Consider the following 13,825-nt stretch of genomic DNA (forward strand, 5'->3'; position numbering starts at 1 on the left):
GATGGCTGCAACGACCCTGGGGCTCCCTTTCCGGGATGGGTCGGACAGCCAGAAATTCCGGGGACTGCATTGGGGCTTTGGTGGGGATTCGTGCGGTAGCGCATGGGGTCAATCGATAGGTATATCTTCCGCACGACGCTGGCGTCGTTTGCGCTCGTCCTGGTCAGCCTCACCGGCGTGATCTGGATTACGCAGGCGTTGCGCGGCATCGACCTGATGACGAGCCAGGGTCAGACCATCCTGACCTTCCTCGGCATCACCAGCCTCGTCATCCCGGCGCTGGTCCTGATCATCTCGCCGATCGCGCTGATGATCGCGATCTCGCACACGCTGAACAAGCTCGCGACCGATTCCGAGATCATCGTGATGAATGCCGCCGGCTTCTCGCCGTTCCGGCTGTTCTATCCGTTCTTCTACGCCACCTGCGTGGTGGCGCTGCTGGTCGCCTTCATCTCGGCCTACCTCGCCCCCGACGGCATGCGGCGGATCAAGCAATGGGACGCCGAGATCACCGCCGACGTGCTCACCAACATCCTCCAGCCCGGCCGCTTCGCCCAGCTCGACAAGAACCTCACGATCCGGATCCGCGAACGCCAGCCCGGCGGCATCCTTGCCGGCATCTTCATCGACGACCGCCGCGATCCGAATGAGCGCGTCTCGATCGTCGCCGAGCACGGCGAGGTCGTGAAGAACGAGAACGGATCGTTCCTGATTCTCAAGGACGGCAATCTCCAGCGCTTCGAGGCGGGCAAGCGCGACCCGGCGCTGGTGGCGTTCGGCCGCTACGGCTTCGACATGTCGAAGTTCTCCAACCAGGGCCACGACGTCACCCTCGGCATCCGCGAGCGCTATCTCTGGGAGCTGTTCTCGCCGTCCGACGACGACCCGGTCTACAAGGCGGTCCCCGGCCAGTTCTGGTCCGAGCTGCATGATCGCCTGATGGCGCCGCTCTATCCGTTTGCATTTGCGGCGCTGACCTTCGCCTTCCTCGGCGCGCCGCGCACCACGCGCCAGAGCCGCAACTTCTCGATCGGCGGCTCGGTGATCGCAGTGTTCGGCCTGCGCATGGCCGGATTTGCCTGCTCGGTGATGGCGGTGAAGTCGCCGTTCGCAGCCGCCGTGCAATATGCGATGCTGGCGACAGCGATCGGCGTCGGCATGTGGCTGATCGTCGGCGGCGTCGTGGTCGAACCGCCGTCCGGCCTGATCGAGGCCATCAACAGATCGAACGCGCGCATCGCGCGGCTGTTCGGACGGCCGGCCACCGCATGAGCATGCTCACCAACACACTCGGGCGCTATTTCGCAGGCCGCTTCGTGGTCGCCGCGCTCGGCGTGTTCGCGAGCATTTTCCTGCTGCTGGTGCTGGTCGACTACATCGAGATGGTGCGCAAGACCTCAGGCCTTGCGTCCGCCTCCGCGATCATGGTGGCCGAGACCTCGCTGTTCCGCGTGCCGCAACTGCTGGAGAAGCTGACGCCGTTCTGCATGCTGATCGGCGCCATGACCTGCTATCTCGCCCTCTCCCGCCGGCTCGAACTCGTGGTCGCGCGCGCCGCCGGCATTTCGGCCTGGCAATTCATCTCGCCGGCGCTCGGCAGCGCGCTCCTGATCGGGGTGATCGCCACCGTCGCCTACAATCCGATGTCGGCGAATTTGCGCGAGCTCTCGAAGCGCATGGAAGCGGAGCTGTTTGGCTCGGCGCCCGGCGGCGGCATCCAGGACGCCTCGGGCTTCTGGCTCAACCAGGTGACCAACGACGGCCAGACCATCATCAACGCAGCGCGCAGCGAGCAGCAGGGCGTCCGACTGACCGGACTGACGCTGTTCCGGTTTGATACAGAGCAGCACTTCAAGGAGCGGATCGAGGCGCGCGAGGCGACGCTCGAATCCGGCCATTGGCTGTTCAGGGGTGTGCGCCGTTTCTCGCTCGACGCGCCGCCGGTCGACCAGGCCAGCCTGGAGATTCCAACGACGCTGACCGAGGCGCAGGTCCGCAACAGCTTTTCCACACCCGAAACTGTGTCCTTTTGGCAACTACCGAGCTACATCCGCTCCTCCGAGAGTTCGGGCTTCGCGACAGCCGGATATCGACTCCAGTATCACAAGCTTCTGGCACAGCCGTTTTTGCTCGCCGCCATGGTGATGCTCGCGGCCTCCGTGTCGTTGCGCTTCTTCCGGATGGGCGGCGTACAGAAGATGGTTTTGAGTGGCGTGGGCGCAGGCTTTCTGCTCTACGTTTTGTCGAAAGTGACTGAAGACTTGAGCAAGGCTGAGTTGATGCATCCGATCGCTGCGGCGTGGTTGCCCGTGGTGGTGGGCGGCCTCACCGGCTTTTTGGCCTTGCTGTATCAGGAGGACGGATAGTGACGGCCGTCCGCCGCGGACCCGTGTCTAGTTTGGCGTTGCGCACCCTCGTGCGCGCGAACGGGTTTGGTTTGTCTACGCGCAAGATCCGCAATATCCTGCTCGCGCTCGCTGCTGTCGCATCGCTCGGCGGCATGATCGATCTTGCCGCGGTGACGCCGGCCGCCGCCCAGAGCTTCACCTACAATCCGCTGCCGCCACGTCCGAAACCGCCGAAGGCCGCCAATGACGGGCAGATGCTCGTGCAGGCGACCGAGGTCGATTACGACTACAACAATTCGCGCGTCTCGGCGGTCGGCAACGTGCAGATGTTCTACAACGGCACCAGCGTCGAGGCCGACAGGGTCATCTACGACCAGAAGACCAAGCGGCTCCATGCCGAGGGCAACATCCGCATGACGGATGCCGACGGCAAGATCACCTATGCCGAGATCATGGATCTCTCCGACGACTACCGCGACGGTTTCGTCGATTCGCTGCGCGTGGACACCGCCGACCAGACCCGCATGGCCGCGACTCGCGCCGACCGCTCCAGCGGCAACTACACGGTGTTCGAGAACGGCGTCTACACGGCCTGCGCGCCGTGTAAGGACGATCCGAAGAAACCGCCGCTATGGCAGGTCAAGGGTGCCCGCATCATCCACGACCAGCAGGAGAAGATGCTGTATTTCGAGACGGCGCAGCTCGAATTCTTCGGCGTGCCACTCGCCTACATGCCGTATTTCTCGACGCCCGACCCGACCGTGAAGCGCAAGACCGGCTTCCTGATGCCGGGCTTCACCTCCTACACGGCGTTCGGCTACGGCGTCGAAGTCCCGTTCTACTGGGCGATCGCGCCCGACATGGACGCGACCTTCAGCCCGCGCATCACCTCCAAGCAGGGCGTGCTGTTCCAGGCCGAGTTCCGCCAGCGCCTGATGGACGGCGCCTATCAGGTTCGCGTCTACGGCATCGACCAGCTCAACCCCGACAATTTCGCCGGCCAGCCGGGCGACCGCCAGTTCCGCGGCGGCGTCGAGACCAAGGGCCAGTTCGCGCTGAACGACAAATGGGTCTGGGGCTGGGACGGCGTCATCCTCTCCGACTATTATTTCATGTCGGATTACCGCCTGTCGGCATACCGCGATCCGCTCGGCTCGTTCCTGAACCTGCCGACGGATGCGCTGTCGCAGCTCTATCTGACCGGCGTCGGCAATCGCAGCTTCTTCGACGCGCGCACGATGTACTGGCTGAGCTTCTCGGGCAACCAGCAGCAGGTCCCGGTCGTCTATCCCGTGATCGACTACTCGAACGTGCTCAACTATCCGATCTTCGGCGGCGAAGTCTCCTACAAGACCAACTTCGTCAATTTGACACGTAACGACGCCGTGTTCGATCCGATCACGACGGCGGCCAATACCAACAGCCTGTGCACGACGACGTCGGCTGATCCGCTCGCGCGCACGCCGTCGCAGTGCCTGTTGCGCGGCTTCCCCGGCACCTACACCCGCCTGACGGCGGAAGCGCAGTGGCGCAAGTCCTTCACCGATCCGTTCGGAGAAATCTGGACGCCGTTCGCGATCCTTCGCGCCGATGCGATCAACTCGGATGTCTCCAACCAGCCGGGCGTGTCGAACTACCTGCCGGTCGGCGACACCCAGGCGTTCCGCCTGATGCCGACCGTCGGCCTCGAATACCGCTATCCCTTCATCAACGTTCAGCCCTGGGGCTCGACCACCATCGAGCCGATCGCGCAGATCATCATCCGGCCGAACGAGACCTATGCCGGCAAGCTCCCGAACGAGGATGCGCAGAGCATGGTGTTCGACACATCGAACCTGTTCAGCGTCGACAAGTTCTCCGGCTACGACCGCGTCGAGGGCGGCGGCCGCGCCAATGTCGGCGTGCAGGCCACCACGCAGTTCGACAGGGGCGGTGCCGTCAAGGTGCTGTTCGGGCAGTCCTACCAGCTGTTCGGCATGAACTCCTACGCGGTTCAGGACTCCATCAATACCGGCGTGGATTCCGGCCTCGACAAGCCGCGCTCCGATTACGTCGCCAGCGTCGCCTACTCGCCGAACAGCACCTATACGTTCAGCGTCCGCTCCCGCATGGACGAGCAGACCTGGAACATCCAGCGCTTCGAGGCGGAAGGCCGCGCCAATTTCAATCGCTGGTCGGTCAGCATGATGTACGGCAATTACGCGCCGCAGCCGGAACTCGGCTATCTGACGCGCCGCGAGGGCATCCTGACGTCGGGCTCGATCAAGCTCGCGACCAACTGGGTGGTGACGGGCTCGGCGCGCTGGGACCTCGAGGCCAACAAGATCAACCAATATGTGCTCGGCGCCGGTTATGTCGACGATTGCTTCGTGCTGGCGGCGAACTATGTAACTTCGTATAGCTATTCCGCGGGGACCACGCCGCCCGTGCTGAGCCACGCGTTCATGTTCCAGATCGGCCTGCGCACGATCGCACAGACGTCGACGACCAGCAGTTCCGCCGGCGGCTTCCAGTGAACGGTTTGAAGTGACGGCCGCGTGATTCCGATCGCAGGCTCATCGCGGCTGACATACGAGCGACAATCATGACGACCCCAATACCTGTCTTCCGCTTCCTCCTTCTCGTCCTCGGCGCAGTCCTGATCCTGGCCGGCGCGCCGGCACGGGCGCAGAACATCGTCGTCATGGTCAACGGCGATCCCATCACCGATTTCGACATCGAGCAGCGCTCCAAGCTCGATCAGCTCACGACGCAGAAGACCCCGGGCCGGCAGGACGTCATCAACGAGCTGATCGACGACAGGGTGAAGATCAAGGAAGGCAAGAAGTACGGCGTCGATCCCGGCGTCTCCGACATCAACCAGTCTTACGAGGGCATGGCGCAGCGCATGCGCATCTCGCCGGAGCAGCTCACCAAGTCGCTCGAGGTCAAGGGTGTCCGCCCCGAAACCCTGAAGGGCCGCATGAAGGCCGAGATGGTTTGGACCAGCCTCGTTCGCGGCCGCTACAAGGAGAAGCTGATGGTCGGCGAGAAGGACGTCGCCGACAAGGTCAAGGCTGAGGGCAACGAAAAGCTTCAGATCGACGGCACCGAATACAAGATGCAGCCGATCGTGCTGATCGTGCCGCGCGGATCGCCCCCGGCCTTCCTGGAGACGCGGCAGAAGGAAGCCGAGACCTACCGCGCGCGCGTGACCAGTTGCGATGAGGCCAATTCGCTGTTCCGCTCGACCCCGAACGCCACCATCCGCGAGAGCGTCACCAAGACGACTGCGGACCTGCCCGAGGCGCTGCGCAAGGTGCTCGACGACACGCCGATCGGCCATCTGACCGCACCCGAGGTGACCAAGCAGGGCATCGAGATGGTCGTGCTGTGCGCGCGCAAGCCGACCACGATCGACACGCCGAAGAAGCGCGAGATCCGCGAGAAGATGTACTCGGAGAAATACGAGAAGACCCAGAAGGCCTATCTCGAAGAGATCCGCAAGGCGGCGATGATCGAATATCGCAACCGCTGATGGCCACCACTCCCGCAAAGCCCCTCGCCTTGACGCTGGGAGAGCCCGCCGGCATCGGCCCCGACATCACCATCGCAGCCTGGCTCAGGCGCCGTGAATTGAACCTGCCCGCGTTCTATCTGCTCGGCGACGAGGCGCTGCTTGCGCAGCGCGCCAAAACGCTCGGCACCGACATCAAGATTGCCTCGGTGAGCGCGAGCGAGGCCGAGGCTGCCTTCGCAGACGCCCTGCCCGTGGTTGCGACCGGTGAGCGCGCGACGGCCCTGCCCGGCAAGCCCGATGGATCGAGCGCACCGGCAGCGCTCGCCTCGATCCGCCAGGCGGTCGCCGACGTCCACACGGGGCACGCCGGCGCCGTCGTCACCAATCCGATCGCCAAGAGCGTGCTCTATCGCGCCGGCTTTCGTCATCCCGGGCACACCGAATTCCTTGCCGAGCTCGCCGAGCGGGATGGCCACGTGCCGCAGCCGGTGATGATGCTGTGGTCGCCGCGGCTTGCCGTCGTGCCGGTGACGATCCACGTGTCCCTGCGCGAGGCGTTGAGCCAGCTCACGAGCGAGCTGATCGTCTCGACCGTGCGCATCGTTGCCACCGAACTGAAATCCCGCTTCGGCATCCCCCGGCCGCGCATCGCGATCTCCGGCCTCAACCCGCATGCCGGCGAAGACGGCTCGCTCGGCCATGAGGAGCAGACAATCATCGCGCCGGCGCTCAAGACGCTACGCAATGACGGCATCGATGCGAAAGGGCCGTTGCCCGCCGACACCATGTTCCATGAGGCTGCCCGCAACACCTATGACTGCGCGGTCTGCATGTATCACGACCAGGCGCTGATCCCGATCAAGACGGTCGCCTTCGACGACGCCGTCAACGTCACGCTCGGCCTGCCCTTCATCCGCACCTCGCCCGATCACGGCACCGCGTTCGACATCGCCGGCACCGGCAAAGCCAATCCGGCCAGCCTGATCGCAGCCTTGAGGCTCGCCAGCCGCATGGCGGCTGCAAAAAGCTGATGAGCGCGATCGACGACCTCCCGCCGCTTCGCGAGGTCATTCGCCAGCACGCTCTATCGGCCCGCAAATCGCTCGGCCAGAATTTCCTGCTCGACCTCAATCTCACCGCCCGCATCGCGCGCGCCGCAGCACCGCTCGAAGATTCCACCATCGTCGAGATCGGCCCGGGTCCCGGCGGCCTGACGCGCGCTTTGCTCGCGCTCGGCGCCAAACGCGTCATCGCGATCGAGCATGACGAGCGCGCGATCCCGGCATTGCAGGATATTTCCGCGCGCTATCCCGGCCGGCTCGAGATCGTGCATGGCGATGCCATGACCTTTGATCCGCGCCCGCTGCTCGCAGGCGACAAGGCCAAGATCGTCGCCAATTTGCCCTACAACATCGCGACCCATCTGCTGATCGGCTGGCTCACCACCGAGCCGTGGCCGCCCTGGTACGAGATGATGGTCTTGATGTTTCAGCGCGAGGTCGGTGAACGCATCGTCGCGCGCGAAGACGAAGAGGCCTATGGCCGGCTCGGCGTGTTCGCAAACTGGCGCTGCGAGACGAAGATCCTGTTCGACATTTCGCCGTCCGCCTTCGTGCCGCCGCCGAAGGTCACGTCTTCCGTCGTGCGTCTGGTGCCGCGCGCAAACCCGCTTCCCTGCGATCGAAAACTGCTCGAACAGGTCGCAGCCGCTGCCTTCGGCCAGCGCAGGAAAATGCTGCGCCAGAGCCTGAAATCGCTGGGCGTCGATCCGGCCCGGCTTGCTGCGGCCGCAGGCGTCGATGCGACGCGGCGCGCCGAGACCATTCCGATCGCAGGCTTTGTTGCCATGGCGCGTGAATTGGCCGATATACGCAGCGAGAGTTGAGAAAGAAATTTCGGAGGAAGGAATATGGCGTTGATGCGTCGGCAGTCCCTGGTCAAGTTCGATGCGCCGCTGTGCGAGACCATCGTCGACACGCCGAAGCCGCAAGGACGCGAGGTGCTGGTGCGCATCGAGCGATGCGGCCTCTGCCATTCCGATCTGCACATCCAGGACGGCTATGCCGATCTCGGCGGCGGCAAGAAGCTCGACACCACGCGCGGTATGACGCTGCCTTTCACGCTCGGCCACGAGATCGCAGGAATCGTCGACGAAGTCGGCCCCGACGTACCGGCGGGTCTCGTCGGGAGCAAGAAGGCCGTGTTTCCCTGGATCGGCTGCGGCCGGTGTCGCGACTGCGCCAAGGGTGACGAGAATCTCTGTGTGAAGCAGCGCTTCCTCGGCGTCTCCATCGACGGCGGTTTTGCCACCCACGTACTGGTGCCTGACGCGAAATATTTGCTCGACTACGATCCCCTGCCCGTCAACCAGGCCGCGACCCTGATGTGCTCGGGCGTCACCGCCTACGGCGCGCTCAAGCGCCTGGTCGATCGTCCGCGCCAGCGCAACATCCTTCTGATTGGCTTGGGCGGCGTTGGCATGATGGGCCTGTCGTTCGCGCAAGCCATGTTCAAGCAGCCGATCACGGTCGCCGATCTCAGCCCGGCCGCGCGCGACACCGCGTTGAGGAACGGCGCCGCTGTTGCCTACGATCCATCCGAGCCTGACGTGATCAAGCGCATCCTGAAGGAGACCGAAGGCGGCTTTGACGAGATCGTCGATTTCGCCGGCAACGAGAAGTCGATGGCGTTTGCGGTCGCGGTCGCCGCGCGCGGCGGCAAGATCGTGGTGTCCGGCCTGATGGGCGGCCAGTTTACGCTGCCGATGGTGCAATGGGTCTACAAGCGCATGACCATCGAGGGCTTCATGGTCGGCACGCTCACCGAGGCGAAGGAGCTCATGGCGCTTGCGCGCGCCGGCAAGATCAAGCCGACGCCGATGCGCGAAGAGCCGATGGGCGACGTCCAGAAATGGATCGAGGAGCTCCGCGCCGGCAAAGTGGTCGGCCGCATCGTGCTGAAGAACTGAGTGCCGAGGAACCAAGCATTCACGTGGCGTGAGACGCGTGTCTCGCCGCCGCGCTTTCATCCGCGATTAACTCGAAATTGACGCAAGCCGTGGTTCCAAATAGGGGAACCTATGACCCGCGGACTATAGTCCTCGTCAATTCCCCTTTCGAAATTCCTGGTGAGACCATGCAGACCATTCGCCGCTTCCTGGCCGACGAGTCCGGCGCGACCGCGATCGAGTACGGTCTGATCGCCGCCGGCATCGCGCTGGCCATCATCGCCGTGGTCAACAATCTGGGCTCGACGTTGAAGCTGAAGTTCGGTTCGATCAGCTCGTCGCTGAAGTAAAGCGCGCCTTCGCAACGCGCACGACGCCCGCGGAACGCGGGCGGCCGCACCGCGTTGGCAGCACATGTCCATCCGCTGCACGGTCGAAAGCGCGTTCTTCATTGCCTGGAGCTTCCTCGAGAAGGGCGGCGAGCTCGGCTCGCCGGATGCGTCCGCAAACATCATCCTTGATGCCATCGAATCGCAGCTCAAAACCGGCGAGCGCCGCCCGCTGATGCTCGCCAACAGGGCGATCGACGCCTACCGAAACCATTTGGCGTCGAACCGCCTGTCGGCCGAGCGCGAAGCGCGCGTTGTATAGCGGCCGCAAGCGATGCCCCCTCGGACCAGCCGGCCTGGCGGCGTAGGGGTAGGTATCGGCCGGCGGTCCGTCGGGCAGAGCGCACGGGGTGCGCGCTCGGCGGCCGTGATGCTAATCCAATCCGCGCGCGCCTTATGTTCACTCCTGAACAGAGCGTTCTCATTCGGATTTCCGTAGTTCTCCGGACGTGAACAGAGTTCGAGGCGTGGCCCGCATGCAACGCGGCGGGCCTGCCGGCAGTCCGTCGTCAACTTTTCGATTTATCAAAAGCCCTTGTGTGCACTTTGGAACCGTCGGTTCCTTTGCGGAAACGTAGAGTTCTCCGGTGCCGATTCCCGGCCTGGTAAGAGATAAAAAGCGTGACCGGCCGGCCCCAGAACGAGCTTTTTCAAAAGCTCAGCGCCCATGATTTCGAGCTGCTCGCGCCTCATCTGCAATCGGTCGAGCTGCCTGCGAACCACATCCTGCATCACGCCGGCGACAGCATCGCCGTCGTCCACTTCCCCTGCGGCCCCGCTTTCGTGTCGTTCGCAGTGCCGGTCGAGGACGATCGCGAGGTCGAAAGCCTCCTGGTCGGCCGCGAGGGCGCGGTTGGCGTTCCCGCTGGCCGCGGCCCCTCGCTCGCCTATTCACGCATCGTCGTGAAGGTTGGCGGCACGGTTGTTCGCCTGCCGCTGCGCGCGCTCGAACAGGCGCAGCAAAAATCGACCAGCCTCCAGGATTTGTTCGCGCGCTACGCGGCCTGCCAGTTCGCGCAGCTGCTTCAGACCGCAGCCTGCAACGCCGCGCATTCGATCGAGCAGCGCGCGGCCAAGTGGATCATCGCCGCGCAGGAGTATATCGGCGGCGACGAGATCCCCCTCACCCACGAGCAGCTTGCCGGCATGCTCGGCGTTTCCCGCAGCTATGCCAGCCGCGTCATCCAGATGTTCAAGGCGAGGCGCATCCTCGCGACCCGACGCGGCGCTATCCTGATCCTGGACGCGCCGGCGCTCGAAGCCAGCGCCTGCGCCTGCAACGGCGCGGTGAAGAAGCATTTTGGGGAAGTGCTGGGCGGGCTCTGACGGGGAGGACCATCAGCCCCTTCGATGACGACGCCGTTCTCCCTGACGCCGCCTTTGCTCGAAGCCGTCGACGACATGCCGAAGCGCTAGCGTTTCGTGCCGCCACGATACTCATCTTTTCAGGCCTGTTTTGGAACACTCCGAGCCTCCATCGCGTTTGCCTCCCACGAAGGGACATTAACTTGGTCAATCCAGGCAAATGGTACGATCCTATATCCGAGCGCTGGATCGCGCCGCGAGAGATGCGCTCGGAGCTGACATCTCCACAGCCAAGCGCGAACCACGTCCTCGAACTTCAGAAGACCGTCGAAATCAAACGCATCTGGCGCGCGCTGGTGGATTGCTGCGCAAATGACTGACGCTTCCCGTACGCGGAGACGAAGGAACATCCCGTCGACCGTGCCGTTGTGACCTGCATGAGCGACCCCGCACTCCCCGCAAGACCAGCTCTGGCCATGAAAGCGATACGATATTTGTCGATCGCCGTCGGCTGCGCTTGTCTGTTGCTGGCCGCGATCTGCTTCTTCATCGCCGGCCAGGTCTTCATTGAAACGGGCCTGTTCGCGCAATCCAACGCGATCGTGGGTCTGATCAGCACCGTGCTGGGACTTCTGGCGCTGACGTTAGCGCACGTCTGGAGGTAGTCCGTTCGGCCTCACCTCCTCCGTTATTCCGAGATGCGTGCGCAGTCCGTAGTCCGTAGGATGGGTAGAGCTCTTGCGAAACCCATCACTTCCCTAGCGGCGTTCTCCATAATCATGACGATCCTCGGACTGATCGCCCGCCCAATCCGCCGGGTAGTTGCCGAGTTTCACATGACGATGAAACGAGGACGGCGCCCAGTCGCACACCCGAGCAACGAGACCGTGCTTAACCGGATTGATATGGACATAATCAAGATGCCGGGCAAAATCGGCCTCGTCCCGGATCGTGTGCTCCCAATAGCGTCGCTGCCAGATGCCACGCTCGGCCTTTGCCGCACGACTTGAGGAAATCCGCTCGTTTCGGGCAATGCCACGGGAAAATGTCGACTTGATCAGCCGCCAGCGCATTGCAAAATCGGCGTCGCCATCAGGCAATGTCCACACCGAGTGAAGGTGATCCGGCAACACGACAACTGCGTCGATTGTGAATGGATGACGCTGGCGTGTCTCCCGAAACGCAGAGCGCAAGACGTCGACGTGATCCGTCAGCAACGACAGCTTCCGCTCCGCCAGATTAACGGTGAAAAAGAAGCTCCCGCCCGGGACAAAGTTGCGACGATATGCGGTCATGGCGAAGCGCTGTCACAAGGAGACGATCGGTTTCGTAAGGTATCAACCTATCCTACGAGCTAGAATGGACCGACTCCAGCAGCATCTCGATACGCCCTGGTCCTTGGCAAGCAATCTGCGGCGGCGTCAACGCGATGTCCTCGCGAGATGCAATGCCGAGCAACCGATAGTGCTCAGCCTCGAAAACACCATCGTCGCGCTTGCGCACGTACACGCGCCACAGGCCACCTCCGCTTGTACCCCCGAAGCTGTCTGGCAAAGTGGGGATGTTTTCCTCAAAGCACTCAAGGGTGGCGTTGAGATGATCGATCTGTAGCAACTTCCCCGGCGTCAATACGCCTCTAAGCCTCGTCGTAGCTCTCTTGTTCTGACGCGTTGTCTCTCCAGTAAAAGCCTCGACCAATCCAAATACGGCATGAACTCCCAATAGCTCCGAACGGCTGTCAGGATCAGGCCTTACAAAATTTCGTTCGATATCGAGGAAGACGCAGTCTTTTGCGATGTTCCCGACTAGGTGTGGAGGCAAATTGATGAAGGCTATGTCGTCGCTTCCACGTTCCCAAGGCTCCTCGCCGGCAACATGACTGAAGACCTCGTCTAAGTCGATGGTGCCAAATTGCTCTGCCAATCCGCGGTTGAACCTAACTAGGCCAATCGGCTGTTTCAAACTGCGGACATAGGTGTCTACGTGGCCGCACGTTAGTATGCCCATCAGGCCTTTGTATTTAACTAGAACACCACTTCCCTTCGCGGCCGGCGTCTCGCCAGCCCTCGCAAAGCCAATCGTGAAGTGCCAGACCTTGCTGAGTGCGGCGTCCGAAATCTCATTCTCGAGCATAATGTCTCCGGCGACCAAAACACCCAGTCCAAATGGAGCTCGCATTATAACGCATTGCGTGGCTTTCGGTATGCCAGACTCAGTCGATAGCTTCGTGGAATCTCGCCAGGCCGGTAGGTTTCGCAAGGGCTCAACCCATCCTACGGGCTTCAGAAGATCGCCGAAGGAGACGCGAAGGAGCAGATGTTCAGTAGGCCAAGGGAGAAATATCGCGCCAATCAGGAAAGAGACCGAGAGGCAATGAATCAGATAAGGATATTCGGAGTCGGCTAGGTGGCAGTCCGGTCGCTCTGGCGACAGCCAACGTCTTGCATGATCCTAATTTCGGGAAGGGCGCCGTTTTCTATTGGGTTGGCGAGCTGTTCGCCCAGAACGTCCGTGACTTAGCTGCGGCAACGGAGCAATTGTGTAGAGCAGCCGAGGCCTTGAACGCCGAATTGGAAAGATTGAGGCTGCCGGTCTATGACTGATGGAGCAACTTGAGCTTGCAACACACATATGTTTACGAGTTCTTCAAGGATTTTACAGCGCCCGTTGTGGCATTGATTGGCATTACCGTCACAGGCGCGATGGCGGGCTTCGGGCTGAGATCGTTCGCGAAGTTCAAGCGCGAGAAGCTCGAAGAGCGCAGAATTGAGGTCGCCCTGGACGCGCTAGCAATCGCTTACGAGTCGAAGTTTGTCTTCCAGATGGTTAGGGTGAGAGCCGCGAGGCAAGACGAGTATTCGGACTATGTAGATGACTCGTCCGGAGCGCCCCTTACACTTCGAAAAGACCAGCGCGGTGCTTATGCCGTGTTGAAGCGCCTTCAGAGTCACAACGAGTTGTTCGTGAGCGTTTATAAGATCGAACCACGTTTCATGGCGGTGTTTGGAGCCGACACAGAAGCGATATTCTCGTCCTTACACTCGGCTCGCAATCAGCTTGAGGCCGCTGCACAAACGTTATTCGAAATAGGACGCATTGAAGACGATCCGGGCGACAGGTCGACTGGAGAAGACAAGAGACAACTCAAGGCGTTTATCTTCCGGGGGCCAACTGAAGAAAAAGAAAACGACAAAATTGGCGACCTTGTTGATGGCTTCCAGGCTAAGATAGAAGCGATCTGTCGTCCCATCGTCGATCAGCAATACGCTAAACAGAAGAGTGCCTGATAGAGGTTCTTGCCATAGGAAATAAGGTTTTGTTGTGCCGATGCTGGCGT

The 13,825-nt window shown here is 62.2% G+C and carries 14 protein-coding genes; 12 read left to right on the forward strand and 2 right to left on the reverse strand.

From position 1 onward, the window contains the following. Nucleotides 1-102: 102 nt before the first annotated feature. The 11 genes from lptF to UP06_RS03015 all read left to right on the forward strand — a co-directional run bounded on the left by lptF (nt 103) and on the right by UP06_RS03015 (nt 11,153). The gene (gene lptF / locus UP06_RS02965; RefSeq protein WP_045000316.1) at nt 103-1,272 is read left to right on the forward strand and encodes an LPS export ABC transporter permease LptF; all 1,170 of its coding nucleotides are present in this window, start codon (nt 103-105) and stop codon (nt 1,270-1,272) included. Continuing rightward, nucleotides 1,269-2,366, forward strand: a complete 1,098-nt coding sequence (gene lptG / locus UP06_RS02970) for an LPS export ABC transporter permease LptG (RefSeq protein ID WP_045000317.1) — start codon at nt 1,269-1,271, stop codon at nt 2,364-2,366. Before lptF ends, lptG begins: the two co-directional genes overlap by 4 nt. Then, a complete protein-coding gene (locus UP06_RS02975; protein ID WP_045000319.1) occupies nt 2,366-4,864 on the forward strand; it encodes an LPS-assembly protein LptD in 2,499 nt (832 codons plus the stop codon). Before lptG ends, UP06_RS02975 begins: the two co-directional genes overlap by 1 nt. A gap of 68 nt (nt 4,865-4,932) precedes the next feature. Beyond that, nucleotides 4,933-5,865, forward strand: coding sequence for a SurA N-terminal domain-containing protein (locus tag UP06_RS02980; protein WP_045000321.1), 933 nt, complete (start codon nt 4,933-4,935; stop codon nt 5,863-5,865). Further along, complete coding sequence (pdxA, locus tag UP06_RS02985) at nt 5,865-6,878, forward strand: 4-hydroxythreonine-4-phosphate dehydrogenase PdxA (protein ID WP_045000322.1); 1,014 nt, start codon at nt 5,865-5,867, stop codon at nt 6,876-6,878. Before UP06_RS02980 ends, pdxA begins: the two co-directional genes overlap by 1 nt. After that, nucleotides 6,878-7,732 carry a 16S rRNA (adenine(1518)-N(6)/adenine(1519)-N(6))-dimethyltransferase RsmA gene (gene rsmA / locus UP06_RS02990; protein ID WP_045000324.1) on the forward strand — a complete coding sequence of 285 codons (855 nt, stop codon included), beginning with the start codon at nt 6,878-6,880 and terminating at the stop codon, nt 7,730-7,732. The genes pdxA and rsmA overlap by 1 nt, the downstream gene beginning before the upstream one ends. Nucleotides 7,733-7,756: 24 nt before the next feature. Then, the gene (locus UP06_RS02995) at nt 7,757-8,815 is read left to right on the forward strand and encodes an alcohol dehydrogenase (protein ID WP_045000326.1); all 1,059 of its coding nucleotides are present in this window, start codon (nt 7,757-7,759) and stop codon (nt 8,813-8,815) included. Nucleotides 8,816-8,982: 167 nt separating this feature from the next. Continuing rightward, nucleotides 8,983-9,144: a Flp family type IVb pilin gene (locus UP06_RS03000; RefSeq protein ID WP_045000328.1), complete on the forward strand. Its 162-nt coding sequence runs from the start codon at nt 8,983-8,985 to the stop codon at nt 9,142-9,144. Between the two features lie 64 nt (nt 9,145-9,208). Then, nucleotides 9,209-9,445 (forward strand): hypothetical protein, encoded by a 237-nt coding sequence (locus tag UP06_RS03005; RefSeq protein ID WP_045000329.1) that lies wholly within the window; start codon nt 9,209-9,211, stop codon nt 9,443-9,445. A gap of 359 nt (nt 9,446-9,804) precedes the next feature. After that, on the forward strand, nt 9,805-10,509 hold the full coding sequence (locus UP06_RS03010; RefSeq protein ID WP_045000331.1) for a Crp/Fnr family transcriptional regulator: 705 nt from the start codon (nt 9,805-9,807) through the stop codon (nt 10,507-10,509). Nucleotides 10,510-10,982: 473 nt separating this feature from the next. Beyond that, a complete protein-coding gene (locus UP06_RS03015) occupies nt 10,983-11,153 on the forward strand; it encodes a hypothetical protein (RefSeq protein WP_245305389.1) in 171 nt (56 codons plus the stop codon). 93 nt (nt 11,154-11,246) lie between these two features. On the opposite strand, the gene UP06_RS03020 is transcribed toward UP06_RS03015, so the two are convergent. Both UP06_RS03020 and UP06_RS03025 read right to left on the reverse strand, forming a co-directional pair. Then, entirely contained in the window at nt 11,247-11,783 is a 537-nt protein-coding gene (locus UP06_RS03020) for an REP-associated tyrosine transposase (RefSeq protein WP_045000335.1), read from the reverse strand. A gap of 52 nt (nt 11,784-11,835) precedes the next feature. Further along, on the reverse strand, nt 11,836-12,621 hold the full coding sequence (locus UP06_RS03025; protein WP_045000337.1) for a hypothetical protein: 786 nt from the start codon (nt 12,619-12,621) through the stop codon (nt 11,836-11,838). 485 nt (nt 12,622-13,106) lie between these two features. Between UP06_RS03025 and UP06_RS03030 the strand changes: the two genes are divergently transcribed. Further along, complete coding sequence (locus tag UP06_RS03030; protein ID WP_210166314.1) at nt 13,107-13,775, forward strand: hypothetical protein; 669 nt, start codon at nt 13,107-13,109, stop codon at nt 13,773-13,775. The last annotated feature ends 50 nt before the right edge of the window (nt 13,776-13,825 follow it).

It is taken from the genome of Bradyrhizobium sp. LTSP857, assembly GCF_000938285.1.
Lineage (GTDB): Bacteria > Pseudomonadota > Alphaproteobacteria > Rhizobiales > Xanthobacteraceae > Bradyrhizobium.